Raw genomic sequence first — 25,838 nt, 5'->3', positions numbered from 1 at the left:
GGTGCACTGTTGCCTCGTCGAAGTTCTTAGACAAGCAATGTGGCGGAAAATGGACGCGGGATCAGTGTTGTGTGCTGCCTTGTTGTTCGACGGTGAAAAACCAGTCCTCGCCTTGCGTTTTGGCCACTATGTCGTCGGGCACGACTTCGGGACCGGACAGGAATACCGCTGCGCCGAAATGTGTATGCAGAGTGGAGAGTTTTTCCATCCGGGGGCTGGTCAGTTCGGCGTAGAACTTGGCGTAGTTCTCGGTCGCCTTGAGCGCGTCGATCTTGGTGCGGTGACAGGCAACCGAATGGGCGTGTGCGGCGGCGATGTCCGGATCGGCCATCAGGCGCGCCAGCTCTTCTTTCATGCGCGGCAGGCGGGACAGGATCGAGGTTTCCGCTTCGGCGTTGTTGTTCATCCGAAACCAGTAGGCGAGGCCCTGATCGCGATCCACGTGGTTGACCCGGCCCCGATCCCGCTTGACCAGAAAGCTTTCGGCAGAGCGCACGGCGTAGTGGTTGAGCTGCACCAGATCATAGCCGTAGGTGGACGTGGTCGAGCGCCACGCATTGCGGTAGACATCGCGCGGCATCGGCTTGCCCGACCCGTTGACCCAGTTAATGCGATCCCAGAATTGCGGCTTGAGGCCCTTGGGGCGGTGCACGCCCAGTTTCTTGAAGATTCCGTTGGTCTGGAACAGCGTCTTGAAGCCCCATGCCTGATGCGGCTTGCGGGCCAGTTCCGGAGCGCAGCGCGTGAACTGTTCGGTGATGGGTACATCGACATATTCATGCACATCCGCATTGCCGAACAGCCGCCATGTCATCGAGATCATGTTGGCGTCGGGCACGGCAGTGAACAGCGCATCCAGCGTGCCATCCCCCACCTTGATGTTCACATATTCATCGACGTCGATGCAGGTGACCCACTTTGCCTGTTTGATCACCTTTTCGTCTTCGGCGGATTGCAGGGCGGCGTGCTGAGGTTTGAGTCCCATGTCCTGAAAGTTGTTGATCCGGTGCTGCACGATGCCCTTGGCTTGCAGCATTTCAAGCATCGTGTCGGTGCCATCGGTGCAGTCGTTGGTATAGACGATGATGTCGTCAAACCCGATTGCGCGGTGATAAGCGAGCCATTCGAGGATAAACGGCCCCTCGTTCTTCATCGTTGTGACGATGGCGCAGCGCCCGCGCCCTTTGGGCACTTTGTCGAGCTTGTCTTCGGGCATGCGCACCGGGTCATGGTCGAACAGGTCCTTCGCCCGTTTGAGCAAATCGTCGCTTTCGATCAGAGAGGATTTGGGTACGATCTTGGCCACAGCGCGTGTGGGGTGGCGCAGGGACATGTGGCGGTAAAAGTGGCCGGTCGCACCCTCGTCCGCTTCGCCATTGCCGATGCGAACGGGCCGCCAGACAGCCGTGTCAGGCGCGCGATCCGGGGCGATGCAGAACCGTTTGCGTGTCTTGGTCTTGTCGAACTGGACACAGATGTGATCGCCAAACCGGATCGGATCGCCATTGCGCACCCGCCACGGATAGCACTGTTCGCCCTGTAGCTGGATCACGCCGCCCTGAGCGCGCACCGTAGCGTCGAAGACGGTGTGATCGCCGCGTGTGATAAGGTCATACACTTCGATGTTGGCCACGGCGCGGGCAGTATGCAGGTATCGTTCGCGGATGATTTCGAAGATGCCGAAAGCGCCGAGCGGGGCAGACCAGGGGTCAGACTTGGGCACCTTCATCCGGTCCTTGCCGGGCGCGCCGGGCACGCTGAACGGATGTGTCTCGGGTGGCTGACCCGGCTGGCCAAGAGGCAAATCGCTGGACAGGATCAGGACGGTGCAGGACAGCCCGAGCGCCGCCATGCCTTTTTCAAGATCTTGGACAAATTGATTGTCACTTCCGGGTTTGGCCCGGTCGATCAGAACCACGCCCTCAAGCTCGTGATGTTCGATATGATAGGCAAGCCACGCGAGAACGGTGTCCGCGCTTTCCCCATTGCGGATCGAGGCAAAGCAATTGAGTCCGTCGAACAGATCATGTTCAACCGGCCCGGGCGCGATATCAACGTCTTGCCCGCCGATGCTGAACCGCGGCGCAGTGCCTTCGGGCAGCGCATAGGTGAGGATCGGGCCGTCACCGATGCTTTTCTCTAACACAAGGGTGGCGTTTTTGGGGGGGATAATGGATTTGGGTGCAATGCTTGCGTCGAAGTATAGAGTGATGGTTTGCCCGTCACTGACGGCGTCGACCAGCACGCCATCGTTCAGAACTTGCCCGGCCAGTTTGCGATGCAGAACTTCACTGGTCATTGCAGGCGCTGCCGGAGGATGAGATGTGAGGCTGTCATCACGAGGGAACTATGTATCCGAACAGGTGTGAGTTGTGTCTAGCCCGTCTGAGTTTGAGATGTAAGGCTTGGATCCAATTGGTGAATAGAGGAAAAAGCTTACCGTTCAGAAAACCGATTTTGAGTGGAGTCGGGATGCTGGGGTCGGAACAGTCCTCGCAACGGCCACGTCAAGACGGTCACCACCCGTCTGTCATGTGTGGGCAGTGATGTTTTCCACTCATCATCAGGACGAATTTTCGTTTGCTTGCGGTCAAATCGGCTCGAATTGCCGGAAAACGCCACGCCTGCGGGTGGCATGTAACTGCCCGTTTCCAAGGGTTTGAAGGTTTTTTCCGCCTCAGCTTGACTGGTCAGATCAAGGGTATGGGTCAGGCGCGTCATCTCGGCGGCCGGAAAATCGGCGAGTGTCTCGTAGACCACACGGGTTGTAGGTGTGTTTTTCCTGCGGCTCGCCCAAATGAGACTGTTCGCCCACAACCAACGCCCGGAAACACGCATCGGACCGTGCCGCACCATCAGCGCCTTGCCGTCGGTCACATTCGTATTCTGTTTGATGCGCTGGCGCGAAAATGCGACTGCGCGCGGATCGCGGACAAGATGCACCTCGCGCCACTGAATGCGTTCCCCGGCCCACTGCATCAAGGCGGAATGATAGGCCACCTTGCCTGAATCGATGACAATCGGCTTTCCCGATACGGCGGCGATGGCGCGGTATAGGTTTGAAAACAGGTCGATATATGCGATTTCATCATCAGTCAGCTTGAGGCGCAGGGCCCTCGAAAGCGGAATGATGTGACGCCGTTTGATGATCCGATGCCACAGCGCGAGCGCTGTTTCCGGGTCAAATTCGGGCATCCGTTCGTGCATCTGTGCGATGACGCCTTGCCAGAACTCCGACGTTGAAAACCGTGTGCCATCTGCTGACTGCCAATCGTCTTTCCACCCGTGGCGCCAGATGACGGGCAATTCACCAACGGAAATCGATCCGGGTACTGCCTCAAGCAGGTTGGCCAGAAGTGTACTGCCGGAACGATCAAGTCCGGCGATGTAGACGATTGTGACATTTGACTTGGGGTTAGCCATTTTTTCACCCTTCGCTGTGGCACTGCGAAAAACATGCTTTTCGCGTCGCTCCACTTCAGACCCGGAGAGGTTTCTGGGATCAAGGACACTAGGTCGCCTTTCCAGTTGGGTACAGATAGACAAAAAAGGACGGGTCCACGCCGAACTTGCGCCGGACGATCCAGGCGAGCCAAGCATTCTGAACAAAATTTGCCATCAGAAACCCGATAGCAGTGCCAATGACGCCAAACGCAAGTGTCCCGACTGTGACAGCACAGATGGATATGCCCAGAGTCACAATTTTCACCCGCAAAGACTGACCCGCCGCCCCCATTTGCGCCATGGCCAGACCCGTTGCGCCAAAGGTACAATTGATGAATTGCGTCAGCAACATCACGCCCAGCAGTAGGGACAAACCACCAAGGCCGGATGCGGCACCGCCGAGCGTAGACAGGCGAACTCGATCGGGGTGAAGGAGGTCATGATGGGAACCTTAAGGGCAAACAGAAGCGGTCCCACCAGCAAAGGCGGCAGACTCGCATAGATCAGCGAGAATTTCAGTTGTTTTTGCACTTCGGCCATGTCGCCAAGTGTGTGGGCTTGTGTGATCCGCGTGGCCGTGACGAAGTTGGCGGTGATCAGGAAGAAGAAAAGCAGCATCGAAATGCGCTTTGCCACCGCATAAATTGCCACTATTTCTGGCGGCAGCAAAAACATGGCAATGATGACGTCGGAATGCGCAAGTGCTGCATTGATGAAGCCAAGTCCCCAGAACGCACGCAGGTCAGCGTTGCGCCATATCACCCACCTGACATCGGGACGCGCAATGCGTAGCCCGTGCATGAGGGCAAGCCACGTCAGACCCACAAAGACGCTGAACCAAACTGAAAAACAGTAAATCCAGAAAATCGTCACCAATGGTTCTGTGTCGCCATTCAGCAGGTCCAGCCCCAAACCGGTAAGGACGATGGTGACGAACAAGACTAGCGGAAGACGATGTCGAACAACAGGACCCCGCCTTGCACCCGGCCGTGCGCGCGCAGCAAGTTCGCTGTCACTTCGTTCAGGGCAAATCCCAGTACGATACAGGCAAAAGCACCCAACGTGGCTCTTGGTATCGGCAGCGCGCCATCCGGCAGTACCTGCGCGATCACAAACACCACGAGCGCTGCACCGCATGTCCAGACAACACATGTCGAAAAGAAACGGTCAATCGCGCCGGGCGTGCCTTCGGCCAGCATTTTAGACGGCCAACGCAGACTGGCACCCGGAAATCCGATCCCGACCATGCTTTGCCCGACGCGTGCAGCGCTGATCATGAATGCAAAGACACCGAAGGATGCAGGGTCAAGCGCCTGCGCGGCCACCCAAAGCACGCCAAATGCCAGTACCAGAGAGCTGCTCTTAAGCCCCAGTGTTATCAGGTAGGATAACCTATGCATTTTGGCCCACCCTAAATCCCGGCTTGCGGACCTTCGATTGCCACGCATAACTGTGTGGCAAATTTCGCCTGCCGCGCCGCAAAACCGTCCGCCAATTCCGTTCGATGGTCCGGGGTTGCGGTGTCACCGCGCTCCAACGGCACCTGCGCGATCAGTTCGGACAAAGCCTCGGGGTCGGCAGGGTCGAAGTATTTGGCCATGTCCCCGGCCTGTTCGCGATGAACGGGCAGGTCGGACAGGATCATCGGCGTTCCTAACGCTATGGCTTCTTCTACGGTCGAAGACCGCCCCTCGAACAGGGATGGGTTGATCAAACACCGGGCACATTGCAGGAATGCCAGCACATGTTCACGCGGAACTTGTCCCAGCATGCGCACTGACCCTTTTTCTTCCATTTTTGCCAGACGAGCCTTTAGCGTTTCGACGTAAGCCTGATCACGGTGATCATATCCCGAGCCCGTAATGACCAAGAGCCCGTCCCATCCACGCGCGACAAGTGCCTCAAGTGCTGTAATGACAAGCATATGGTTTTTGTGCTTCCAGAACTGATTTGGCAGGTAAATGAACGGGGCGTCCAGGTCATGTTCAGCGAGGATCTTGGCAAGCTCATTCTTTTTGAGAGGGTCCAAAGTTGGCGTGAATGGCACGACCACCGCTTTGTCGGGCTGATCTGGCGCCATCTTTTGATAGCTTTGCTTCGCGTCAAAGCTCGACAGAATGATGCGGTTGGCAGAGCGCGCGCACAGCCGGTATGAAAACTCTCGCATCCACCACCGCGCGCGCGAAAATAGGTGCGGGAGGAAGCGATGCTGGAAGTCGGGAATCCAAGTGATCACTGTTATGCCGGGACGGCGGCCAAGATAGAGCGTCGGCGAAAATACGTGTGTGATCCCCGCGGCCTGGATTTTCTGGGAGACGTCCGGAGCAAAGCCACGCAGCAAGATGCGCGCCAACACGACGGGGCTGCGCAAAGCGTTCAACTCAGGCACTTTCAGAACCACGACTTCGCCACTGTCGACCAACGGCGTCAAAATGTCGGGGACTGTGTCGAACGAAGAAACAAGGAAGATTTTTCGATCAGGCCGGGCCGCGCGATATGTGGAGACAAGGTTGAAGACGTAGTTCTGGCCGCCAATCCAAGAGGATGACAAGGGCAGGTATGAAACCTACCGCGCCTTCAGATGAATCATCGCTCATACTCAGACCGCATTTCCGGCTCTGGGCACGTCTTCGTCCCAGGCGTTCTTGTACCACTGCGCGACCTCGCCAAAACTTTTGAGCGGATTGGGAGGCATGAGGAGAGGTGGAGCACCTTTCACGGTCAGGATGTCCTTTAGCTTGGTCGTGTCCGCCACAAGCATATCCGGGTCACCCGCCGCGCGCACGCCGCTGAATGACACTGGCACGTCCGGTGAGATGGCACGCACAAATTCATTTGCCGCGTCATGCACACTGACTGCCTGCCCGCACCCCAGATTGACCGGCCCGCAACCGATGGGCGCTGTTTTGACCAACGCGATCATGAGCGCTGCGGCGTCGCTGACCAGTAACCAGTCGCGCTGTTCATTGCCACTGCCCATGAGTTTGATCTCGTGCGCGCCCATGTGAAGCCGCCCCGCAATATCCCAGAACAATTGTTTGCGAAGTCCACGTCCAAAACAGCGAGAATATGCGGACAGGAAGGACATCAAGATCGCTGTGCTGATGCCAAAGCACTGCCAGATCTTCGACCATCTTCTTGTGCCATCCATAAGGAGAGATCGGACAAAGGGCGGAGCTTTCCGTGATTGGTGCCGTGTAATCCGCACCGTAAACTGCTGCCGAGGATGCAACCAACACGCGCGCCTTGGGCGCATTGTCAGACACCCATTGAAACAGCACAGCTGCGGAATGTACTGAATTTGTAAAATCGAGCATCGGGTCCGCGAGTGACCGCCCGACCGAAGACCCACCGGCAAGATGATAGATCGCGTCAGGTGGGCCAGTGCGCGCAAGCAACCTGTCCAACGCCCCGACCGAGATATCGCCTGCCTCAACGTGATGCATATCGGGCTGGGGTGACGCGCCGCGGCCAAGTCCACAACACACAGTCCCAGGTTCGGCGCCTATTTGCCGTGCAAGTTCCTGACCCAAAAAACCGGCAGCACCCGTAATCCAGACGACCCGCTTGTTAGCAACTTCATTGATCACGAGGCACACTCCGCTACCCAGCTATTGTCATTCTCGTAACCAAGATCGATGAGCATTTGGCCCGCATAATGGTCAAACACTTCGGCGGCTTCCTTTTGAAAAAGCATTCCGCCAGTCGCCCACAATCCCCTTACGCAGAAACACGGCCTCTTCGCTCTCGTGACCGACTGCCCGGCCAGACATCCGCTCAAAAGAAAACGCCTCAACAACTTCGGCGATACGCGCTTTGGGCACGTCCTTGTCCAGATGTTCAAGTGCGCGCGTCAGCATGGCCACGGGATCAGTTCGCGCCTCTTCATAGCTGAGGGTGCAGGCCGTTGGAACGTCTTTCCATGCCGCACAAAATTCAGTCCAGGAGAATCGGGGATAGACCGGGTTGGTGAACGACTGCTCGATGAAGCGTGGCAGATTTTCGCGCACCGCGCTGGCGTCGTCCAGTGGCACCTTGTTTGCGGTGAATTTGGTTAGCCGCGCTGTGCGCTCATCATGCAGGAAAAAGCTGTGGTGATAATACGACACTAAAATATCACGCCCATCCCGCAAGATTATGATCGGCGCAGACCCCGCCAATACGCCGGGCAGGCAATGTTTGTGGATCAGATAGGGACGAAACGGCACAAGTCCTTCGCGCACGTATGGCCGGTCTGCCAAAGCCGAGATCATCTGCCCGATCCAGGTGCCCCCCGACTTGGGATACTCGCTTACGACCACTGACCCCAACACGGGGCGCAAGACAACATCACCTAAATGGCGGGCAGTGGAATTTACCTGTGGTAACAGCAACGACGACCTCACAGATTAGAGTTAATTTGGGAATGTGCCTGAGGACGGGTTTGTAGTCTTTTGCGCAGCCTTTGGCCAAGTGCAAGTAGCGGAAGGGCCAGAATGCAGCCGATGACTATGGTTTTGAGCGTGTGTTCGAAGCCGTACCACATGATGCGAAAGGAAAAGGTCAGAACAGTCATGGAAATCAATGCTGCAAAGATACGCCTTGGATGCTGGTGAAAATCAGCAAGTACACGGGTTGAAGAGTTCAGGATGAACACGAGCACGCACAGGAAAATGGCGACCCCAAGCCCCAGTCCATTCATAAACGGCTCCGTCAGAAAGTATTCGCCACCGATTAGCCGCGTACGTTCTGCCAGATAGTCATAGGCGCGTGGGGGACGGTCCAGACCGAAAAAGCCCGGGGGCAGACGTTGCAGCAGATCAAGGTAGGTCTGACCGAAAAACACTGGCAAATCGCCATCACGCACGGAAATCAGAGCAAACACGTAGGTGTTGAATACGTTCTCGATACCGCCGGGCCATGACACAAACGAGCGGTCAAGATAGCTGGACACAGACAGCAACTGCCGCAAATACCCAACCAGACCAAACAACACGATGACCACAAAAATCGATGTGCGTCGGGTGAATCGGCTGACACGGTCCCCTTGCGTCAGGAACAGGCCAAAAAGCAGTCCGATCGCTTCGACCCGACTGGCGCTCAACAGCTGCCAAATGGACACGAACAGCACGGTGAGCAGACAGATGATCAATGCCAGTCGCTTGATCCGAGGTGAAATTCCCTGAACCCTTTGCAGGATAGACAGCGACAACAGCATGGCCGCGCCGCACACCACGACAAGTCCTGTCGCGAAGTTCAAGGCATCATCGCGGGATTCCTTGATGACGCTGTAAGCGACGCGACCAAGGTTCAAGAAGAGAAGGTGGCGCATCCAGAAGGTTGGCGACTAGCAAAGCAGCCGCAGATGCCGGGAAGATTACAACGATTGTGGTAGGTCGCCATTTTGCGCCGCCCAGCTGAAAATTGCCTTGCGACGACAAAATCTGAACGGTTGTGAGATTGAGGGCCAGAAAGACCAGCGCCAAGCCGCCGATCAGAAGTGGCACGACAATCGCCTCATCGGTCTGGTGTCGGATGGAGCCGGACGAATATGCCGCGTACCCCAGCAGATCGAGCGACAACATCGGAGCAAGAAGGGGTAGGTCGCAATGATCAGCAACCACAAGGCTGGCGAAAACTCCTGCGCGCCGCGTTGCCGGATAATGACAAAGGCGAGGCCGATAAAAACGTATGTAAGCGCGCGCCAGCCGGGCGGAACAGAGGTGCCAAGCACCCAGAAGAACGACACGAACACGATTGCAAACAAAACCAGAAGGCTGGCGAAGATTCGCACCAGCGACATCTGCGATGCGCCCGTCAGGTTGGTCTCATGTACCGAAGCCCCGGACACTTACCCGCGCCGCTTTCTTGGGTCTCGTTTGGCAGTCGATCGGAGCCGAGTACATAACGTAGCAGTGCGTGCATGGATCATACCCGTCACACGCCGGTTGGAATTGCCGGAAATCGTCCAAGACCAAAGAATTTGAAAAGGCTTGTTTGCCAGCCGCGCACGCGCCATGTCCGTTCCCTTCATTCCAAGATCCGTCAGCTTTGCCGCCAGCCCTTTGCCGGCGTTGGTCACAAATGAATCGTCGTGCATGTGGATATACTCACTTGGCCCCATGAGCGACGCAACCTGCATCGTATCGGATCTCGTTACGCCCCGGTACATAGCAGATCTCATGGCGCCCACTGTCGAGGAGATGGCAGTTGTTTTGGCAAAGCTCGTGGGAATTCTCATAGTGGAGTACTCACAGACTTTCGAACCAGTGATCAAAGTGGTCGCTCGGGGCACCAATATGGAGTGCCATACGGATCAACGCCATTGTTCACAAGTCACGGCTATCACCGAAACCGGACATTTCCCTTTGAAACCCGGAATTTCTGTGGCGGAAAACGGCCGGTCCCCCGTCCACTTCACCCGATGGATGCACCACTTCCAGCCTAGGAAACCCGCGCACAGACTGGTCCGCGCTAAATAAATTTACCGGAATCCGTTTTTGCGCGGCACTGTTGATGGGGCCGGTGCCACCCGCTTTCCAATCCGGGAGAAATGGGTTTAATTGCCCGCGTTAAACTTGCTGGAAAACAGAAAGAACCTGCCTTGATACAAACGTGTCACCATCAGTCCTGCCCGTTTCGGGCGTTCGCCCTCGACGCAGCAAGCGTTCTACATATCAGTTGCTGTCGCACCGAATTGACCGAGGGATAGACCATTGGCAGATGCAGAAGCGGTGAACGCAACGAAATTGCGGACCTACCCCGAGGTGGGCGCGGGCGGGTTCACCCGGATTGACGGCACCATAGAATTCTTCGCCCGCATCGCGGCGCTGACCGAACCGGACCATGTCGTGCTTGACCTTGGCGCCGGGCGCGGCGCGAATTTTCAGGAAGATCCAGCGCCATACCGACGCGCGCTGCTCAGCCATCGTGATCGCTGTGCCCGGGTCATCGGCGTGGATGTCGACCCGGTGGTCAAAACCAACCCGTCGCTGCAGGTGAAGCACACGTCATAGGAGACGATGGACGCCTGCCCCTTGATGACGCATCTGTCGACCCGATTTGTTCCGACAACACGTTCGAACATGTTGACGATGCCGCTGGCTTTGCCGCGGAAATTGATCGCGTGCTCAAACCCGGCGGATGGTTATGTGCCCGAACACCCAACAAATGGGGATATATCAGCCTTGGTGCCAACCTTGTGCCCAATAAGTTTCACGTCAGTTTTCTGAAGACGCTGCAACCCGGCCGGAAGGCGGAAGACGTTTTTCCCACAAGGTACCGATTGAACACGATCAGCGATCTCAAAAACCGCTTCCCGCCAGAACGGTGGAGCCACCATTCCTACACATGGAACTCAGAGCCTGCATATTTCGGCGCGAATTATGTGGCGTGGCGCTTGATGATGGGTGTTCAAGCGATCCTGCCCAGAGCACTTGGCGCAACTTTGATGGTTTTCATTCAGAAGAAAAAGTGAGGTTATGGTGTGCTGTAGTGCGCACTGGACCTTAGTTCGTGTAGTACTTCGCCCCATACACCGAATGGGCCCCGTAGCTTCCGCCATACCCATACCGCTTCATGCCGCGTGCGCTGATCTGGCTTAACACCAGTCCGGTCACGCGCTGGCCCGAATTGTGGAACATGCGCAACGCTTCATCGACCTGAGCCTTGCTGGTCTTGTCCCAATGCACGGTGAAAATGATCGCGTCCACCTGCTCTGCGATGATGCGCGCGTCGGGCACGACAAGGACAGGCGGTGTATCGATGATGACGGCATCATAGGACGCGCGCGCCTCTTCGACCAGTTTCTTGAACTTGTCGGAGGCAAAGAGGTCGGCAGCGTTGATTCCCGTCTTTTCACCGGGCAGGACGTCGGCACCGAAATTTTCATTTCGAAACACGGCCTCTGCCAGTGTTTTGTCGCCGTTAAGGACGGAAACGATACCGTGCCGGGGCACGTTTTCGAAGTATTCATGAAGGGTGCGACGCCGGATATCGCCTTCCACGAGCAGTACTCGTTTACCCAAGCCCAACAGGTTTTTGTGCCAATGCGAGAGAGTTTGTCGTTTTCCCTTCACCGGGCACAGAAGACGTCGACAAAATGACTTTTGGCGGTTTGTCGACGTTAGACAGCATTATCGAGGTGCGCAGGTTGCGAATGAATTCCGCAGCCGCCGAAGTCGGTTTGTCCGACAGGTATTGCAGCACCTTCCGCCGTGTTGAAGATGGCATGCTGGGGATCTGACCCAGCACGGAGTAACCAGTGAACGCCTCCAGGTCCTGAGCAGTGCGGAACCCGTTGTTGCGCATTTCGCGCAGCAAGACGAGGCCGGTGCCCAGCATCAGGCCCAGAATGCCCGACATCGCGAGGATCAGATATGTGCGCGGCTCGGCTGCTTCCAACGGCATTACGGCATCAGACAGAATACGGCTGTCCGCTTGTTGAATGCCCTGCTGGGCCGACGTTTCGTTGAAACGGGTCAGGAAATACTCGTAGAGTACCCGAGTTGCCTCGGCCTCGCGTGTCAACTGCTGCAGTGTGATCAGGTCTTCGCCCTGCTGATCCAGCGCGCGGTTCAACTCGATTTCGGAACCACGCAGGGCGCGCAGTTGCTGATCGGCGCGGGTCAGTTCGATCTGTTTGCGCTGGAGAACCTGCTCCAGACGCGTGTCAAAGGCCTGTGCGATGCCATCGTCATTCGCCGCACGTGGCAGCAGGCGGTTCAGTTGAGCGTCATTGGCCAGTGCAGCCTGTTCGCCACGGGTTCCGGCAGCGTTCATTGCGGCGATTTCAGCTTCAAGCCCGGCACGGGTGGCCTCGGCCCCCGAGATGCGGTCGCGCACATCTTTGATCTGACGTTCAAGTGCTTGGAGGCCCTCAATCGACACAAGCTCCGGTCGATGCACTGAATTCGGAAACGTCGGCCTCGGCCTGCTCAAGACGCGTCTGCAATTCGGACACCCGCTCGCTCAACCATATCGTGGCTTGCTCGGTGGCTTCGAATTTCACCTCAATCTGGTTGAGGATATAAAGATCGACCACGGTATCGGCGATCAGCGCCGACTTGCGTGGATTTTGTGTTTGCACGGTGACCTGAAAGACAAGGCTTTGCGGCACATTCCGAATAGAGATCGCATCAAGGAGATTGGTAATCACGGAATCGCGGGTGCGCTTGGCCTCTTCTTCGGGCGTGAGCACGATTGGGGCGGCCTTCAGACCCAGGATACTCTTGACCCTGAGTCTTCGCCTGATCGAGGGCCGAGGGCGTGCGCAGGGCGAAATTGAATTCGGGATCTTCGGTCAGATTTAGACGGTCGACCACTTTTCCCATCAACCCGCGGGCGCGCAGCACTTCGACTTCGGAGTTCACTTCGGACGTTTCGCCCGAAATGCCCCCAACCACACTTTGCAGATCGACGATTTGTTCCTGATTGGTCTCAAGGATCACAACAGCCGTTGAGCGATACATTGGTGTCGCCACAACGTAGGCATAATAACCGCCCACGAGAATCGCCATTAATGTCGTGAAAAGGATAAACCACTTTCCGCGCCAAAACGTGGAAAACAACGCGCCAAGGTCGATGACATCGTCATCTGCGACCGTATTAATCTGGCTTGCCGATTGCGCCTCGCTCGGGGCGATGTTTCTGGAAACTTGCATGTTTTTAACTGTCTAAGCCCCTGCCATCGGGTTTTTTCGTTATACCTGCGCGCCTACTATACCGCGAACAAGGCGACTGCGACCAAAAAATAGTGCGGTTTTACGCCATAGGCGGATGTGTGCATTGATTGTCCTATGGTTTCGGCTGTATGTACGAGAAAAGCTGTGTTACGACAAACTATAGTTATTTGGAGGGCGCTCGGATGCTCAGATCTTTCTACACCAGCCTGACGGTTGCCGGACTTGTGATGGGGTCCGTCCAATTTGCCACGGCTCAAGCCGTTGATTGCAGTCTCGCTGCCAATGCAGAAGCAGCGGCGTGCCAGAACCTGCCGGATACGACACAAACAGGTACGCCCAACTACGGCGCTTTGGCCGGTGGTGTTGCGGCGGCAGTCCTGCTGGGTGCGGCCGGTGGATCGGGTAGCACAACATCGACAACAAGCACGACGTCGACCAACTAAATCAGTCTGCGGGTCCTCATAGTCGGGCCAGAAATTTTGGAAAGGCTTCCATTGGAAAATGGAGGCCTTTCTTCGGTTTGGCGCGACAGCTTATTCAGGGGTCGTACCTGTTCACAGTTTGAGAGCGGCGGCTGGTTTCGCTTGGGTGTGGAGTTTTGTGGCCTTGCCTTGATGCCGGCGAAGGGCATTAGAACCCGGTGAACACCATGTCGAGCGCTGTTGTGATCTCGTCCTGCGCGTGGGCCAAACTGCTGTGGCGATCGGTCAGGATCGACGTGGGCACGGTTGCGAGGAATTGCGTGACCATCACGACTTGCGTTCCGTCGATGTCGAATACCGGATTAAGGCGTCGCGCCGGGGTAGGGGCCGCATCAAGTGGCATCAGGGGTACCACTACCCGTGTCGTCAGCACGTCGATCAGATCGGACTGTACGTCGAGCAGGTAGCCGTCCTCGCTGGCATAAAGGTCGAAACGCGCCATCAAAAATTGCGGTATTTGGCCAGCGGCAAACCGTTGTCTTGCACCCACGCGTTCGAGCTTTGGAGCGCTGCGGCATTGTCGCGTTTCCACTGCGCCGCACGCGCCTGCGCGACAGCATCTTCCAGACCTTGTTCGGCGGCACGCGACAGGTTGATATCGAGGTCGCGCGCCTCTTGCAGCAAAGTGGCGTCGATCGACAGATTTGTTGGTTTGCGCAGCGGGGCGGGCATGACGTGTCCTGTGCCTGGGATGGTAGCACGATAAGGCGCATGCTCATGCGCGTCAATCATGCGCATCGATATGCGCAAAAAATTGCTTGCGTTCCAAATGGAACGACCCTTCGGCGAACGCAATCTCAACCGACCGTTTCGAATGATGTCTTGCCGTGTTCGATCAGTACGGCGGTGAGGTTGCCGGTCGCGTAGGCTCCGGTGTCAATCGCAATGCGTCCGTTGCGTGCGTGGGGCACGTCGACAATTGTGTGGCCATGCACGACCCACACCCCGTCCGTCCGGTCCACCTTGGCGAAATCACGGTGACCCCAATGCAATGCTTCGGTGTCCTGATTGTCGATGCTACGCAGCGGATCAGCCCCGGCATGCACCACGGCAACATTGCCTGATTGCCAGCGCGTCGGCAAAGACCGCATCCAGCTGATCAGTTCGGGCCCCATCTTGTCTTTCAACTGGTCCCGCGCCGCGATCAGTGCCTGCGCGTTGCCGCCGTTTGTCACGCCCGAAATGCCAAAGCTGGCAAGCGTCTGCAAACCGCCATAGCGCAGCCACCTTGGCCCCACTTTTTCCGGGGACTTGAGAAAGCCCAGCATCATCTCTTCGTGGTTGCCAGAGAGGCAGGTGATATCGGTACGTTGCGACAAAAGCCGCAGAACCTCTGCGCTGTGCTCCCCGCGGTCTACGTAGTCCCCGACACACACAATCGGATAGGCCGGGCCCATCTCCAGAAACAGCTCCAACAGATCAATACGCCCGTGGATGTCACCGACCGCAATGAACGGGCTGTCCGGAGCGGGCGCCGGAAATTCCGGACCAGCGACAAATCGCCGAAACAGACGTGTAATCATGCAAGTTTCTCAAGCCGGTGGTGTTGCAATTGAGACGCAACGGGTCTTGAAGTCATAAGGATTGTTCGACGGGAAGTGAAGACGTTCGCCATTGGTTGGTATTGGTGGACAGGGTAGTGGGAAAGGCGGCGCATGAAGTCGCGGGTCTTGGCAGTAATATGTGGATGCCTCGGCTTTGTCGGGGGGATCTGCCTCTGGGCAGACGCTGTCAACCTACGGAACGCCCGGCCTCATTGACATGCCAACGGCGCAGGTCATGCCGGACGGACAGGTTGCATTGATCTGCGAATACCTTCGGTAACATCTCTCGCAACACGTTCACTTTTCAGTTGTTGCCCCGCCTTTACGGATCGTTCCGCTATGGGGCCATCAGGGAATTTTCGGGCCGGGCGGAAAACAACGGCGATCTGTTCGACCGCAGTTTCGATATTCACTACCAGCTTGCGTTTGAGACCGACCGACGCCCGGCACTGGCCTTTGGCCTGCGTGACTTCGGTGGAACCGGGGTTCTGTCTGGCGAATACTTTGTCGCGACCAAGACCTTTGGTGACCGCCTGACCGTTACGGGCGGCATGGGGTGGGGACGGCTGGCGCAACGCGGTTCGTTCAGAAATCCACTTGCCGAGTTTGCGGGACGTTTCGAAAACCGCCCAAACGCAAATGAAGGCGGGATAAACACCACTGGTCAGCTCGATTTTGGAGCGTGGTTTCGAGGGCCTCGCCGCCCTTTTCGCCGGGGGTGGAATACCGTGCGACCGACCGTTTGAGTTTTCAGCTCGAATACTCATCGGATGCCTATGATGTGGAAGTCGGCAACGGTGTGATCGAGATCGACTCGCCCTTCAACATCGGCCTCAACTATTCATATCCCAGTGGGTCGAACCTGCGTGCCTTTGTGATTGGGGGGCGTGAAATCGGGTTTCAATACAGCTTTACACTCGATCCCAAGAAACGCCGCCAGCCCGGTGGGCTTGATGCTGCGCCAATGCCCATTCTGGGCCGTGACGCGGCGACTTTTGCGGACATGCAGTTGAATGATCGGAGGGCATTGACCGTGGCCCGCGATCAGCTTGCAAAGGTCCTGCAGGACGATGGCATCGACCTTGAGGCCTTTCGGGTCCAGGCCGGGCGTGCAACTGTGCGTATCCAGAACAACCGTTGGGATGTCGAGGCGCAGGCCATCGGGCGCACGGCGCGGGCCATGGCCAATACCTTGCCAAGCAACATCGAAACCTTTGTCATCATCCCGCAGGTCAGGGGGGTCGCCAACAGTACCATCACCCTGCAACGCAGCGATCTGGAAGAGCTTGATACCGACTATGACGGTGCATGGCGGTCTTTGGCGCGCACACGGATCGACGATGCCCCAATTTCGGATCGTGACGGCGAAGTGCCGGGCCTTTATCCGAAATTCACCTATGGGCTTGGCCCATATCTTACATTCTCGTTCTTTGATCCAAATGAGCCTGTGCGCTACGAAGTGGGCGCACAATTCTCGTTCACTTATGCGCCGCGTCCCGGCCTGACCTTTGGACGGCCTGTTCCGCCAGCCGCTGGACGGCAATATCGATGACGCCACACGCCAGTCCAATTCGGTGATCCAGCGTGTGCGTTCGGATTCCGTGCTTTATGCGCAGGAATCCGAGTTTGAGATCAATCGCCTTACGGCTGAATATATGTGGCGCCCTGGAGATGATATGTTTGCGCGGGTCACGGGCGGGTATCTTGAGAACATGTTTGCCGGGGTGTCGGGTGAGCTGTTGTGGTATCCCATTGACAGCCGCTTGGCGCTGGGGGTCGAGATCAACTATGCCAAGCAGCGCGATTTCGACATGCTGTTCGGCCTGCAGGATTACGATGTGATCACCGGCCATGCCTCGGCCTATTATGATTTCGGCAACGGTTTCATCACGCAGATCGATGTGGGGCGCTACCTGGCGGGTGATTGGGGCGCGACGTTCTCGCTGGATCGCGAATTCAACAACGGGTTCAGGATCGGGGGCTATTTCACGCTGACCGACGTGTCGTTTGATGATTTCGGCGAAGGGTCCTTTGACAAGGGCATCCGCTTTACCGTGCCGGTGTCCTGGCTGACCGGGCGGCCATCGCGTTCGGTCTATTCAGAAACCATTCAGCCTGTGTTGCGGGACGGGGGTGCGCGGTTGAACGTGGCCAACCGCCTTTACGGTGTGACGCGGGAATACCGGGCGCAGGGCCTGAGCGACGGATGGGGGCGTTTTTACCGATGAAGCGCAGTTTTGCCTTTTTCATGATGGCGCTTGCGATGCTGGCCGCGTGCGGCACCGCCGTGGATGACGAAAGCGGGCTGGGCCAGTCGCTTGCCGTTCTGACAAACCGGGGTGGGGCAGCGCAGTTCGTGCCGCGCTTCACCGCCCTGATCGAACGTGACGCGCCCCGATTGCAGGTGGCATTTGTGGAACAGAACGTGTCAGCGGACATCCTGCTGGAACGTCAGGACGGTCCTTTTGCCTACTGGCTGAGTTCGGATGGCACGCACATCATCCTTGAGAACGGAATGCTGCACAGCACGCGGGGTCTGGGTGAGGGGTTGCTTGCCTCTGACCTGAAACAGCCCTTGGCGCTGGTGTTGTCCTTACAGGAGGGCTGGTCGGACCGGTTCCACACCTACCTGGACGGCAACGATTTTGCAGTCACCCGCACCTATCGCTGCCTTATCGAAGATCGCGGTCCGGAGGAGATCGACCTATTCGGCACGCCCACGGCCACACGGCTGATGCGCGAAAGCTGCCGCAGTCTGGACCAGGAATTTGTAAACTTGTATTGGGTGGCCTCATCCGGCAGGGACATCGTATTGTCCCGGCAATGGGCTGGCCCTGTCATCGGTGCGATTTCGACCCGCATCGTACCGAGATGAAGGAGAGTTGAGATGTTGAGATATCTGGTACTGGCAGGGGCCATGCTTGCCATGACAAGCTGCGGGACGGTCTATCGATCTTCTTCCGTTCAATCCGGGCCGACGGATGGAACCAACGTCCGCGTGGTACCGATCAGCGCGGAAACGGTGGTTCAAGCCAACCGATCCGCGTTCCAGCCCAAGACCTTGCCAGCCGTGTTCTCATTGACTGCCGGGGGCGGGTCGGGGTTGCGCGGGGCCGGCGCCTTGCCAGACCCCACCTTCGATCTGGAGCCGCGCCTCGGGTGCGCTGGCCCTGCGAGTGCCACCAGCGGTCCCGTCGGAGGCCTATCAAATCGGCGTCGGAGACGTGGTTTTGTTGTCAACGCCAAGCACGGGATCGACGGTCGAGGAACTGTCGGGCCTGTTGGCCGCGCAGAACGCGCGTCAAGGATACACCGTGCAGGATGACGGATCGATCAATATTCCCAATGTGGGTCGCGTCCGCATCGCCGGACTGACCATCGAATCCGCCGAGGACGTGCTGTTCCAGCGACTTGTTGAAAACCAGTTCGACCCGACCTTCAGCCTTGAGATCGCCGAATTCAATTCGCGCAAAGTCTCCATCGGCGGCGCAGTTGGCAATCCGGCTGTAGTGCCCATCGGGCTGACGCCGCTGTTTCTTGGCGATGCATTGGCCGCTGCGGGAAGTGTGACTGTGCAGGATCAGGATTTTGCGTCCGTGCGCATCTACCGTGACGGGACCCTCTACCAGATTCCACTGACCACCCTTTACAGCCGCGCCGATCTGTTGCGCACCCGGCTGACAGACGGGGACGCGGTGTTTGTGGACACCGAATACGAGCTGGACCAGGCGCAAAGCTATTTCGAACAGCAAATCGCCCTTGTCGGTGCCCGCCAGCAGGCACGCAGTGCCGCCCTCAACGAATTGCAGGCCGAAGTGAGCATCCGGCGCGGGCAACTTGACGAGGCGCGCACCAACTTCCAGCTGCGCCGCGAGCTTGGCGCAGATAATCGGGATTATGTTTATTTGACGGGTGAGGTCGGATTGCAGTCCCGCTATGCCTTGCCCTATGAACGCAGGGCCAAGCTGGCCGATGCGTTGTTTCAGGATGCACGCGGGATTACAGTGATTCTCGGCGACATTTCGCAAATCTACGTGCTGCGGGCCAGTCAGGATCCCCGCGAATTCGGCGCTGTCACCGCATGGCATCTGGATGCGCGCAACGCAGCCAACTATGCTTTGATGACGAATTTCGAATTACGCCCCGATGATGTCATATTCATTGCACAACAGCCCATTACCCGATGGAACCGAGCAATATCGCAGGTCGTTCCGTCGTTGCTGAACACGGCGCGCATCGCGACTGACAACTAAAGAAGGCCATTTTCATGTCTATTACTCCGGTCCTGTTATGCGGCGGCTCGGGCACACGCCTGTGGCCCCTGTCTCGCAAAAGCTATCCCAAGCAATTTGCCGCTTTGCTTGGGGAACAGACTTTGTTTCAGGCTTCGGCCAGCCGCATGGCCGGCTTTGAGAAACCACTGATCGTGACGGGGTCGGATTTTCGTTTCATTGTGACCGAACAATTGGCTGCAGTCGGAATTGACCCGGGCGCCATTCTGTTGGAACCCGCCGGGCGCAATACGGCACCCGCAGTGCTGGCCGCAGCACTTTATCTTCATGCGCAGGATCCCGAGGCTGTGATGCTGGTCTGCCCTTCTGACCACCTGATCCCAGATGCTGACAGTTTTCTCGCAGCCGCCCAGACCGCCCTTGAAGTGGCGCGCGCAGGTCAGCTTGTGACCTTCGGCATTGCGCCCACGCATCCCGAAACCGGCTATGGGTACCTTGAACTTGCAGGCCCGGCAGATGGCGGTGCCGTGCCTTTTGCAGCGCTTTGTGGAAAAACCCGACGCGGACACGGCGGCCACTCTGGTTGCCTCGGGCAAACATATGTGGAACGCTGGGATTTTCATGTTCAAGGCCAGCACCATCATCGATGCGTTTACGGCCCATGCCCCCGATCTGATGGCACCGGTCTCAAGTGCGGTTGCGGACGCCCAGGCCGATCTTGGTTTTCTGCGCCTTGCCGCTGAACCATGGGCGCAGGCCAAAGACATTTCGATCGACTACGCGGTGATGGAACAGGCCGACAACCTGTCCGTGGTCCCCTATTCTTCGGCATGGTCGGATCTGGGCGGATGGGACGCGGTGTTGCGCGAAAGCCCCAAGGACGAACGGGGCGTCGCGACCCATGGCAACGCCACTGCGATTGATTGCGACGATACCCTTTTGCGCTCCGAAAATGATGAGCTGGCCTTGGTTGGCATCGGCCTCAAGAACATCGTGGCCGTGGCGATGAATGACGCGGTTCTGGTTGCGGATGCGACCCGTGGGCAAGACGTCAAACTGGCTGTGCAGTTGCTCAAAGATCAAGGCGCGCTGCAGGCCGAACAGTTCCCCAAGGATCACCGCCCGTGGGGCTGGTTCGAAAGCCTCGTGATCGGCAACCGGTTTCAGGTCAAACGGATTGTCGTGCACCCCGGCGCCGCCTTGTCCCTGCAAAGCCATCACCATCGTGCCGAGCACTGGATTGTCGTCGAAGGCACGGCCCGTGTGACGGTGGATGAAGAGGTCAAACTGCTGAGCGAAAACCAGTCCGTTTACATCCCGCTTGGGGCCGTGCACCGCATGGAAAACCCCGGCAAGGTCCCCATGGTTCTGATCGAAGTCCAGACGGGATCGTATCTGGGTGAGGACGACATCATCCGCTACGAAGACGTCTATGCGCGCGGTCAGGGTGCGAAGGGTAGCTCCTTGGCGCAGACCGGGTGGGTCAAGCCACGGCACAACCCTTCAGACCCGATCAGATTCGGGGGGGCGAGACTCACATGCGTCTCCGAAAAATACACTTGCTGAGCGCTCCAATTGACAAGCGCGCCACCATAATGCTGCGTATGCGCGCTTATTTCCTGTGCAGACGTTCATGCTGGGTTACGGAAAAGCGCCGAGCGTTCGCGGCTTTTCTGGCATCGGTAACTGTTTGAGAAGTATAGATATCTTTAAGATCGCGGGATCTCTGTACTTTTCCCCGCTCAGCAATTAAGCATAATGCCAGCGCGACATTGCCTAAAACGTCGTTTTACAAATCCTCCATTTGCTGCGAAGCAACGAGTCGGATAGGTGTTGAACGAATTGTAATTTGGTTGCTACGGACCGTCGGGGGGCTGGTGCATTGAAATATGAAGACTTCTCTGCCATTGCGGCGGACGTTACGGCTGTTCCTGAGACTGAGAACGACGGGCTGTACGCGCGGTATGGCAAACGTCTTTTTGACCTCGTCTGCGCTGGTCTTCTGCTCCCATTGCTTGTTCCCGTTATTGCAATCCTTTGGCTGATTGCCCGCCGTGATGGTGGTCCTGGTTTTTATGGTCATGAGCGGGTCGGACGGGATGGCGTAACTTTCAAATGTTGGAAAGTGCGTTCCATGGTCCATGATGCCGAGGTCAGGCTGGACAACCTTTTGAAACGCGATCCTGCCGCCCGTCAGGAATGGGAAAATAACCAGAAGCTGTCAAATGACCCGCGCATCACTGCGTTCGGGTCCTTTATTCGCAAGACCAGCCTCGACGAGCTGCCCCAGATCATCAATGTGATCCGGGGTGAGATGAGCTTTGTCGGGCCCAGGCCAGTGGTTGAGGACGAATTGCGCCGCTACGGGACGCGTAAGGCCATTTATCTCAGGATGAAGCCCGGGATCACGGGCTTGTGGCAGGTCAACGGTCGCAACGGCACGTCGTACAATGAACGTGTCGCGCTGGATGTGAGTTACAACGAGGTCGTGTCGCTGGCCTTGGATGTCAAACTGATGCTGACCACAGTCCGCTGCGTCCTGTTCCGCACAGGTATCTAACTCCAATCAATCGAACACGTTTCCACCTGGTCGTTGGATGGATTAATCAGTTTTGAAGTTACTAGTTGTTTCCATCAATTTCGCACCAGAGATTATATCCACTGGTCTGTACGCGACCGAAAAAGCGGAATGGCTTTCCCGCAATGGTGTCGACGTCAAGGTGGTTGCCGCGCAACCCTACTACCCGGCTTGGAAAATTTTCGGACGGCTACCCTCTGTTCCGGTACAAAACGCGGCGGCTCAACGATCAGCTGAGTATCACCCATTGCCCGCATTATGTTCCGGCGCGTCCAACAGGAATCCGGCGCATTCTGCATCATACGTCTTTTGCTGTGACGGCGATTTTTCCGGCGCTTTGGCACAGCCTGCGTCACAGACCCGATTTGGTCGTTGTGGTTGCTCCCTCCCTCATATCTGCGCCTATCGGGTATCTTGCCGCGCTTTTGTGCGGGGCAAGAAAATGGCTTCATGTTCAAGATTTTGAAGTGGAGGCTGCCTTTGCGACGGGTTTGCTCAAGGACAGCGGGTTTTTCAGTCGCGCGGCCTCCGGTTTTGAACGCTGGTGTCTGACGCGGTTTGATCTGGTTACGACCATTTCAAAGCCCATGCTTGTCAAACTCGTCGAGAAAGGTGTCGATCCGGAACGCGTTTACGAGTTCCGAAATTGGGCAGACCTTGAGGCTGTGTCGCCATTGGATGGGCCGTCGCCACTCAAACAAGAGCTGGGAATAAACGCTAAACACGTGATCCTTTACTCGGGCAACATAGCGAACAAACAAGGTCTTGAGATCATTCCCGAAGCGGCTCAGATACTGAAGTCGCGCAAAGACATCATGTTCGCGGTGTTCGGCGATGGCCCAGCTCTCAAAACGCTCAAGGAAAAGTCCTCGGGCCTGGAAAACGTCGCCTTCTACCCCCTGCAACCAAAGGCGCGCTTGTCCGATCTGATGGGCATCGCCGACATACATGTTTTGCCGCAACTGTCAGGTGCCGCGGACCTTGTCTTGCCATCCAAACTCACAAACATGCTTGCATCCGGTAAGCCGGTTGTTGCGACCGCGGATGCTGGCACGGCCCTTGCCGATGAAGTCTTAGGATCCGGACTGATCACGCTGCCCGGAGATGCGAACGCCCTCGCAGAAGCGGTTGTTCGGCTGATTGATGACCCAACGCAACGCGAAAAGTTTGGCAAACAGGCAAGGCACACCGCCATTGAGCGGTGGGACAAGCAACAGATTCTGTCGGGGCTGCTCGCCCGTCTCCATGTTCTGACCGAACGCCAGGAATCTCCTTGATCACTGCAAACAATCACACCGTGAGAACAAAATGAAAAAAGCGCTGATCACAGGAATAACAGGCCAAGACGGCTCTTACCTGGCCGAGTTCCTTTTAAAAAAGGGGTACGAAGTGCACGGCATAAAACGGCGCGCGTCGCTCTTCAATACCCAGCGGATCGACCACTTGTACGAAGATCCGCACGTCGCCCAGCCGAAAATGTCATTGCACTACGGCGATCTGAGCGACACATCCAACCTCACGCGTATTTTGCGCGATATCGAACCGGACGAAGTGTACAACCTTGGGGCACAGTCACATGTCGCGGTATCGTTTGAAGCGCCGGAATATACGGCAGATGTGGATGCTATGGGCACTTTGCGACTGCTGGAAGCGATCCGCTTCCTCGGCCTTGAGCAAAAGACGAAATTTTATCAGGCGTCGACGTCGGAACTGTATGGGTTGGTGCAGGAATCTCCTCAAACCGAGACGACACCATTTTATCCGCGCTCGCCGTATGCTGTCGCCAAGCTTTATGCGTATTGGACATGCGTGAATTACCGCGAAGCGTATGGCCTTTTTGCCTGCAACGGCATCCTCTTTAATCACGAAAGCCCGAGGCGCGGCGAGACATTTGTCACACGTAAGATCACGCGCGGCCTTGCCAACATCTCGATGGGGTTGGAGCCGTGCCTCTACATGGGGAATATGAACGCGCTGCGCGACTGGGGCCATGCCAAGGATTACGTGCGCATGCAGTGGATGATGCTGCAGCAGGACGAACCGGATGATTTTGTCATTGCCACGGGCAAGCAATATTCGGTGCGGGAATTCATTCTGTGGTCTGGCAAAGAGCTTGGCATTGATCTGGAGTTTTCCGGCGAAGGCGTCGATGAGGTCGCGACAGTTGTGGCAGTGAACGGGAACATGGCCCCTGCACTGAAGGAAGGCGACGTAGTGGTCCGTGTGAACCCGCGTTATTTCCGACCGGCCGAGGTGGAAACGCTGTTAGGCAATCCGGCAAAGGCCAAGGAAAAACTGGGCTGGGTGCCTGAGATCACCGCGCAGGAAATGTGCGCGGAGATGGTCGCAGAAGATCACAAATCGGCCCGCCGGACTGCCCTGCTCAAAGAACACGGGCTTGAACTGCCCGTCTCAGTCGAGGGCTGAAAGTAATCCTGACGTCATTGTGTTGGCGGCATCACGTGCCAGTGACCCATGCTCAGTCGATTTTCCACAAGACAATCTGTGCAGCCGAGCCCTGAAGACGAGACTGATCACAGGACCTTCGGAGCTCACGAGTGAATGGTTCGTCATTGCGAAAGTCTCAGGCGTCAAACGTGTGCAGGCATATCGCAAGCAAATTCGACCGCGACTGGCCAGATGTGTCACCTCACCGGGTTGACACTAAAGCAGCCCCTCGGCGATCCACTTTTCGACCAGATCGCGGCTGACCTCGAAATGCATGCTGTCCTCGCGCGAGAATCCTGCTCCCCAGTACCAGCCTTCGGCGCGGAAAAAGTCGGCAAGGATGGTCAGGCCAAGTTGCGTTTACCGTCGCCCAGCCGATCCAGCTTGCCGTCGATGTTCAGATCCAGCGACAGGCCAAAAGCGTGGGTCGATGTCCGACCCGGCGCCCCGCGAATGTGGCGTACGCACAACGCGCCAGCGGTGTTGATGCGGGAATAGAGGTTTTCGTCCGTCGCCTTGATCTGATCAAACACGCGGCCAAGTGAATCGAGGGCCGGTTGCAGCATGCGCACACGGACTGGCCCGACCTGCTCTGTCTTGAGCTTGGAGGCGAGGCGCTGGTTTGTCATGCCCTGGCAAGTTGATGTCAGGTTCTCACGCGGCTTGCCGAACACGCTTTCCAGATAGGACGGCGACGCGATGCGCAGGCCCTGATTGAGGTTGCGCCGGTTGGCGATCAGGACCACCTGCGCATGGGATCCGCTGATCGAATCCACCCCGTCACCGATGAATTGACCCTGTTCCTGCACCCCACCTGTGGGGCCGGTGCTGGTGGGCGCGCGGTTTTCGATGATGCGCTGTTCCAGTTGTTCGATCTGCACACCAAGCGCTTCGATCTGGGCGCGCAGCACTTCGATCTCGATCCGCGCGCCGCTGTCGATGGCGGGGCCGGCAAATTCGGTATCACCGTCGGATTCATAGCGGATTTCGGGGGTCGGGCGCAGTTGCAGATACACAAGCACACCAAGTGCAACGACGATCACGCCCATCACACCCAGAATGATTGGAATGACACCCTTTTCCATACGTCCCGTCTTGCCCTCTTTAGTCACTGGACCGCGGATGCGGCCCTTGCCGGTTCAAATCAGTGGAATGTGGCCCTGCACCCTAGTGGATATCGATCACGATGATCGAAATATTGTCAGCCCCGCCGCCTTCCAGCGCAAGGTGCAATAGTGTCTCGGCGACTGTTTCGATCGGCTCGGAACTGAGGATTTTCTTGAGCGTATTGAATGTCGCGTATTTGGTCAGCCCGTCAGAACACAAAAGGAACCGGTCACCCGGCAGGATCTGCCCGCGGATTTTTTCCAGCTCAAGCTCATCCCCCACCCCGACAGCGCGGGTGATCGCGTTGGATTGGGGGTGTTGTTCTGCCTCGTCCCAGGACA

Annotated in this window: 32 protein-coding genes and 2 pseudogenes; 13 read left to right on the top strand and 21 right to left on the bottom strand. The window is 57.2% G+C overall.

Annotation, left to right across the window (positions count from 1 at the left end):
* Nucleotides 1–61: 61 nt before the first annotated feature.
* The 11 genes from ACERZ8_RS21340 to ACERZ8_RS21290 form a co-directional block, all read right to left on the bottom strand.
* Nucleotides 62–2,299, bottom strand: a complete 2,238-nt coding sequence (locus ACERZ8_RS21340) for a glycosyltransferase family 2 protein (protein ID WP_407594468.1) — start codon at nt 2,297–2,299, stop codon at nt 62–64.
* Between the two features lie 137 nt (nt 2,300–2,436).
* Nucleotides 2,437–3,195, bottom strand: a complete 759-nt coding sequence (locus tag ACERZ8_RS21335; protein WP_407594467.1) for a hypothetical protein — start codon at nt 3,193–3,195, stop codon at nt 2,437–2,439.
* Nucleotides 3,196–3,511: 316 nt separating this feature from the next.
* Nucleotides 3,512–3,796, bottom strand: coding sequence for a hypothetical protein (locus ACERZ8_RS21330; protein ID WP_407594465.1), 285 nt, complete (start codon nt 3,794–3,796; stop codon nt 3,512–3,514).
* The gene (locus tag ACERZ8_RS21325) at nt 3,796–4,383 is read right to left on the bottom strand and encodes a polysaccharide biosynthesis protein (protein ID WP_407594463.1); all 588 of its coding nucleotides are present in this window, start codon (nt 4,381–4,383) and stop codon (nt 3,796–3,798) included. The genes ACERZ8_RS21330 and ACERZ8_RS21325 overlap by 1 nt, the downstream gene beginning before the upstream one ends.
* 2 nt (nt 4,384–4,385) lie before the next feature.
* Nucleotides 4,386–4,844: a polysaccharide biosynthesis protein gene (locus tag ACERZ8_RS21320; protein WP_407594462.1), complete on the bottom strand. Its 459-nt coding sequence runs from the start codon at nt 4,842–4,844 to the stop codon at nt 4,386–4,388.
* An 11-nt stretch (nt 4,845–4,855) separates the two neighbouring features.
* Complete coding sequence (locus tag ACERZ8_RS21315) at nt 4,856–5,995, bottom strand: glycosyltransferase family 4 protein (RefSeq protein ID WP_407594461.1); 1,140 nt, start codon at nt 5,993–5,995, stop codon at nt 4,856–4,858.
* 48 nt (nt 5,996–6,043) lie between these two features.
* Nucleotides 6,044–6,448: an NAD-dependent epimerase/dehydratase family protein gene (locus tag ACERZ8_RS21310; protein WP_407594460.1), complete on the bottom strand. Its 405-nt coding sequence runs from the start codon at nt 6,446–6,448 to the stop codon at nt 6,044–6,046.
* The gene (locus ACERZ8_RS21305) at nt 6,408–7,034 is read right to left on the bottom strand and encodes an NAD-dependent epimerase/dehydratase family protein (RefSeq protein ID WP_407594458.1); all 627 of its coding nucleotides are present in this window, start codon (nt 7,032–7,034) and stop codon (nt 6,408–6,410) included. Before ACERZ8_RS21305 ends, ACERZ8_RS21310 begins: the two co-directional genes overlap by 41 nt.
* 72 nt (nt 7,035–7,106) lie before the next feature.
* On the bottom strand, nt 7,107–7,757 hold the full coding sequence (locus ACERZ8_RS21300) for a sulfotransferase domain-containing protein (RefSeq protein WP_407594457.1): 651 nt from the start codon (nt 7,755–7,757) through the stop codon (nt 7,107–7,109).
* A 68-nt stretch (nt 7,758–7,825) separates the two neighbouring features.
* Nucleotides 7,826–8,755 (bottom strand): hypothetical protein, encoded by a 930-nt coding sequence (locus tag ACERZ8_RS21295; RefSeq protein WP_407594455.1) that lies wholly within the window; start codon nt 8,753–8,755, stop codon nt 7,826–7,828.
* A gap of 162 nt (nt 8,756–8,917) precedes the next feature.
* Entirely contained in the window at nt 8,918–9,274 is a 357-nt protein-coding gene (locus ACERZ8_RS21290; RefSeq protein WP_407594453.1) for a hypothetical protein, read from the bottom strand.
* 865 nt (nt 9,275–10,139) lie between these two features.
* Here ACERZ8_RS21290 and ACERZ8_RS21285 point away from each other — a divergent pair.
* The 3 genes and pseudogenes from ACERZ8_RS21285 (at nt 10,140) to ACERZ8_RS21275 (ending at nt 10,900) form a co-directional block, all read left to right on the top strand.
* Nucleotides 10,140–10,439 carry a hypothetical protein gene (locus ACERZ8_RS21285; RefSeq protein WP_407594451.1) on the top strand — a complete coding sequence of 100 codons (300 nt, stop codon included), beginning with the start codon at nt 10,140–10,142 and terminating at the stop codon, nt 10,437–10,439.
* Nucleotides 10,436–10,516 (top strand): annotated as a pseudogene (locus ACERZ8_RS21280) (hypothetical protein); the annotation flags it as partial. The gene ACERZ8_RS21285 and the pseudogene ACERZ8_RS21280, both read left to right, overlap by 4 nt.
* A gap of 33 nt (nt 10,517–10,549) precedes the next feature.
* On the top strand, nt 10,550–10,900 hold the full coding sequence (locus ACERZ8_RS21275; protein ID WP_407594450.1) for a hypothetical protein: 351 nt from the start codon (nt 10,550–10,552) through the stop codon (nt 10,898–10,900).
* Nucleotides 10,901–10,931: 31 nt separating this feature from the next.
* Here ACERZ8_RS21275 and ACERZ8_RS21270 read toward each other — a convergent pair whose 3' ends face one another.
* Genes ACERZ8_RS21270 through ACERZ8_RS21255 form a run of 4 tightly spaced genes read right to left on the bottom strand, consistent with a single transcriptional unit; the run spans nt 10,932 to nt 13,085 of the window.
* Nucleotides 10,932–11,501 (bottom strand): tyrosine-protein kinase family protein, encoded by a 570-nt coding sequence (locus tag ACERZ8_RS21270; protein WP_407594449.1) that lies wholly within the window; start codon nt 11,499–11,501, stop codon nt 10,932–10,934.
* Nucleotides 11,443–12,330 (bottom strand): GNVR domain-containing protein, encoded by an 888-nt coding sequence (locus ACERZ8_RS21265; RefSeq protein ID WP_407594447.1) that lies wholly within the window; start codon nt 12,328–12,330, stop codon nt 11,443–11,445. Before ACERZ8_RS21265 ends, ACERZ8_RS21270 begins: the two co-directional genes overlap by 59 nt.
* On the bottom strand, nt 12,302–12,580 hold the full coding sequence (locus ACERZ8_RS21260; protein WP_407594446.1) for a hypothetical protein: 279 nt from the start codon (nt 12,578–12,580) through the stop codon (nt 12,302–12,304). Before ACERZ8_RS21260 ends, ACERZ8_RS21265 begins: the two co-directional genes overlap by 29 nt.
* Nucleotides 12,561–13,085 carry a Wzz/FepE/Etk N-terminal domain-containing protein gene (locus tag ACERZ8_RS21255; RefSeq protein WP_407594444.1) on the bottom strand — a complete coding sequence of 175 codons (525 nt, stop codon included), beginning with the start codon at nt 13,083–13,085 and terminating at the stop codon, nt 12,561–12,563. The genes ACERZ8_RS21260 and ACERZ8_RS21255 overlap by 20 nt, the downstream gene beginning before the upstream one ends.
* 203 nt (nt 13,086–13,288) lie before the next feature.
* On the opposite strand from ACERZ8_RS21255, the gene ACERZ8_RS21250 reads away from it, so the two are divergent.
* Nucleotides 13,289–13,549: a hypothetical protein gene (locus tag ACERZ8_RS21250; protein WP_407594443.1), complete on the top strand. Its 261-nt coding sequence runs from the start codon at nt 13,289–13,291 to the stop codon at nt 13,547–13,549.
* 187 nt (nt 13,550–13,736) lie between these two features.
* On the opposite strand, the gene ACERZ8_RS21245 is transcribed toward ACERZ8_RS21250, so the two are convergent.
* The 3 genes from ACERZ8_RS21245 to ACERZ8_RS21235 all read right to left on the bottom strand — a co-directional run bounded on the left by ACERZ8_RS21245 (nt 13,737) and on the right by ACERZ8_RS21235 (nt 15,111).
* Nucleotides 13,737–14,030, bottom strand: coding sequence for a CcdB family protein (locus tag ACERZ8_RS21245; protein ID WP_407594441.1), 294 nt, complete (start codon nt 14,028–14,030; stop codon nt 13,737–13,739).
* The gene (locus ACERZ8_RS21240) at nt 14,030–14,260 is read right to left on the bottom strand and encodes a type II toxin-antitoxin system CcdA family antitoxin (RefSeq protein WP_407594440.1); all 231 of its coding nucleotides are present in this window, start codon (nt 14,258–14,260) and stop codon (nt 14,030–14,032) included. Before ACERZ8_RS21240 ends, ACERZ8_RS21245 begins: the two co-directional genes overlap by 1 nt.
* A gap of 125 nt (nt 14,261–14,385) precedes the next feature.
* A complete protein-coding gene (locus tag ACERZ8_RS21235) occupies nt 14,386–15,111 on the bottom strand; it encodes a metallophosphoesterase (protein WP_407594438.1) in 726 nt (241 codons plus the stop codon).
* 332 nt (nt 15,112–15,443) lie between these two features.
* Between ACERZ8_RS21235 and ACERZ8_RS21230 the strand changes: the two genes are divergently transcribed.
* The 9 genes and pseudogenes from ACERZ8_RS21230 to gmd all read left to right on the top strand — a co-directional run bounded on the left by ACERZ8_RS21230 (nt 15,444) and on the right by gmd (nt 24,369).
* Nucleotides 15,444–15,878, top strand: coding sequence for a YjbH domain-containing protein (locus ACERZ8_RS21230; RefSeq protein ID WP_407594437.1), 435 nt, complete (start codon nt 15,444–15,446; stop codon nt 15,876–15,878).
* On the top strand, nt 15,875–16,684 hold the full coding sequence (locus ACERZ8_RS21225; protein ID WP_407594436.1) for a YjbH domain-containing protein: 810 nt from the start codon (nt 15,875–15,877) through the stop codon (nt 16,682–16,684). Before ACERZ8_RS21230 ends, ACERZ8_RS21225 begins: the two co-directional genes overlap by 4 nt.
* Nucleotides 16,641–17,360 carry a YjbH domain-containing protein gene (locus ACERZ8_RS21220; protein ID WP_407594434.1) on the top strand — a complete coding sequence of 240 codons (720 nt, stop codon included), beginning with the start codon at nt 16,641–16,643 and terminating at the stop codon, nt 17,358–17,360. The genes ACERZ8_RS21225 and ACERZ8_RS21220 overlap by 44 nt, the downstream gene beginning before the upstream one ends.
* A complete protein-coding gene (locus ACERZ8_RS21215) occupies nt 17,357–18,007 on the top strand; it encodes a YjbF family lipoprotein (RefSeq protein ID WP_407594433.1) in 651 nt (216 codons plus the stop codon). Before ACERZ8_RS21220 ends, ACERZ8_RS21215 begins: the two co-directional genes overlap by 4 nt.
* A 358-nt stretch (nt 18,008–18,365) precedes the next feature.
* The gene (locus ACERZ8_RS21210) at nt 18,366–19,385 is read left to right on the top strand and encodes a polysaccharide biosynthesis/export family protein (protein WP_407594431.1); all 1,020 of its coding nucleotides are present in this window, start codon (nt 18,366–18,368) and stop codon (nt 19,383–19,385) included.
* Between the two features lie 14 nt (nt 19,386–19,399).
* Nucleotides 19,400–20,807 (top strand): annotated as a pseudogene (locus tag ACERZ8_RS21205) (mannose-1-phosphate guanylyltransferase/mannose-6-phosphate isomerase); the annotation flags it as partial.
* A 406-nt stretch (nt 20,808–21,213) separates the two neighbouring features.
* A complete protein-coding gene (locus tag ACERZ8_RS21200; RefSeq protein WP_407594430.1) occupies nt 21,214–21,924 on the top strand; it encodes a sugar transferase in 711 nt (236 codons plus the stop codon).
* 164 nt (nt 21,925–22,088) lie between these two features.
* A complete protein-coding gene (locus tag ACERZ8_RS21195) occupies nt 22,089–23,219 on the top strand; it encodes a WcaI family glycosyltransferase (protein ID WP_407594429.1) in 1,131 nt (376 codons plus the stop codon).
* 31 nt (nt 23,220–23,250) lie between these two features.
* Nucleotides 23,251–24,369 (top strand): GDP-mannose 4,6-dehydratase, encoded by a 1,119-nt coding sequence (gene gmd, locus ACERZ8_RS21190; protein WP_407594428.1) that lies wholly within the window; start codon nt 23,251–23,253, stop codon nt 24,367–24,369.
* A gap of 237 nt (nt 24,370–24,606) precedes the next feature.
* On the opposite strand, the gene ACERZ8_RS21185 is transcribed toward gmd, so the two are convergent.
* The 3 genes from ACERZ8_RS21185 to ACERZ8_RS21175 form a co-directional block, all read right to left on the bottom strand.
* Nucleotides 24,607–24,732 (bottom strand): M15 family metallopeptidase, encoded by a 126-nt coding sequence (locus tag ACERZ8_RS21185; RefSeq protein ID WP_407594571.1) that lies wholly within the window; start codon nt 24,730–24,732, stop codon nt 24,607–24,609.
* A gap of 2 nt (nt 24,733–24,734) precedes the next feature.
* Nucleotides 24,735–25,475: a M15 family peptidase gene (locus ACERZ8_RS21180; protein ID WP_407594427.1), complete on the bottom strand. Its 741-nt coding sequence runs from the start codon at nt 25,473–25,475 to the stop codon at nt 24,735–24,737.
* An 82-nt stretch (nt 25,476–25,557) separates the two neighbouring features.
* The coding region (locus ACERZ8_RS21175; protein WP_407594426.1) for a PP2C family protein-serine/threonine phosphatase at nt 25,558–25,838 on the bottom strand (281 nt) is incomplete at its 5' end.

Origin of the sequence: Tateyamaria armeniaca (genome assembly GCF_045797845.1) — a bacterium.
Lineage (GTDB): Bacteria > Pseudomonadota > Alphaproteobacteria > Rhodobacterales > Rhodobacteraceae > Tateyamaria > Tateyamaria armeniaca.
Note: the sequence above shows the minus strand (reverse complement) of the source record. Positions and strands in the feature narration are given on the sequence as shown.

Excerpts from the sequence above, each read along its gene's own strand:
- ACERZ8_RS21245 (WP_407594441.1), bottom strand. The coding sequence starts at position 14,030 with ATGGCGCGTTTCGACCTTTATGCCAGCGAGGACGGCTACCTGCTCGAC.
- ACERZ8_RS21320 (WP_407594462.1), bottom strand. The coding sequence starts at position 4,844 with ATGCATAGGTTATCCTACCTGATAACACTGGGGCTTAAGAGCAGCTCT.
- ACERZ8_RS21310 (WP_407594460.1), bottom strand. The coding sequence starts at position 6,448 with ATGGGCGCGCACGAGATCAAACTCATGGGCAGTGGCAATGAACAGCGC.
- ACERZ8_RS21340 (WP_407594468.1), bottom strand. The coding sequence starts at position 2,299 with ATGACCAGTGAAGTTCTGCATCGCAAACTGGCCGGGCAAGTTCTGAAC.
- ACERZ8_RS21255 (WP_407594444.1), bottom strand. The coding sequence starts at position 13,085 with ATGCAAGTTTCCAGAAACATCGCCCCGAGCGAGGCGCAATCGGCAAGC.
- ACERZ8_RS21235 (WP_407594438.1), bottom strand. The coding sequence starts at position 15,111 with ATGATTACACGTCTGTTTCGGCGATTTGTCGCTGGTCCGGAATTTCCG.
- ACERZ8_RS21240 (WP_407594440.1), bottom strand. The coding sequence starts at position 14,260 with ATGCCCGCCCCGCTGCGCAAACCAACAAATCTGTCGATCGACGCCACT.
- gmd (WP_407594428.1), top strand. The coding sequence starts at position 23,251 with ATGAAAAAAGCGCTGATCACAGGAATAACAGGCCAAGACGGCTCTTAC.
- ACERZ8_RS21250 (WP_407594443.1), top strand. The coding sequence starts at position 13,289 with ATGCTCAGATCTTTCTACACCAGCCTGACGGTTGCCGGACTTGTGATG.
- ACERZ8_RS21335 (WP_407594467.1), bottom strand. The coding sequence starts at position 3,195 with ATGCCCGAATTTGACCCGGAAACAGCGCTCGCGCTGTGGCATCGGATC.
- ACERZ8_RS21180 (WP_407594427.1), bottom strand. The coding sequence starts at position 25,475 with ATGGAAAAGGGTGTCATTCCAATCATTCTGGGTGTGATGGGCGTGATC.
- ACERZ8_RS21215 (WP_407594433.1), top strand. The coding sequence starts at position 17,357 with ATGAAGCGCAGTTTTGCCTTTTTCATGATGGCGCTTGCGATGCTGGCC.
- ACERZ8_RS21330 (WP_407594465.1), bottom strand. The coding sequence starts at position 3,796 with ATGTTGCTGACGCAATTCATCAATTGTACCTTTGGCGCAACGGGTCTG.
- ACERZ8_RS21295 (WP_407594455.1), bottom strand. The coding sequence starts at position 8,755 with ATGCGCCACCTTCTCTTCTTGAACCTTGGTCGCGTCGCTTACAGCGTC.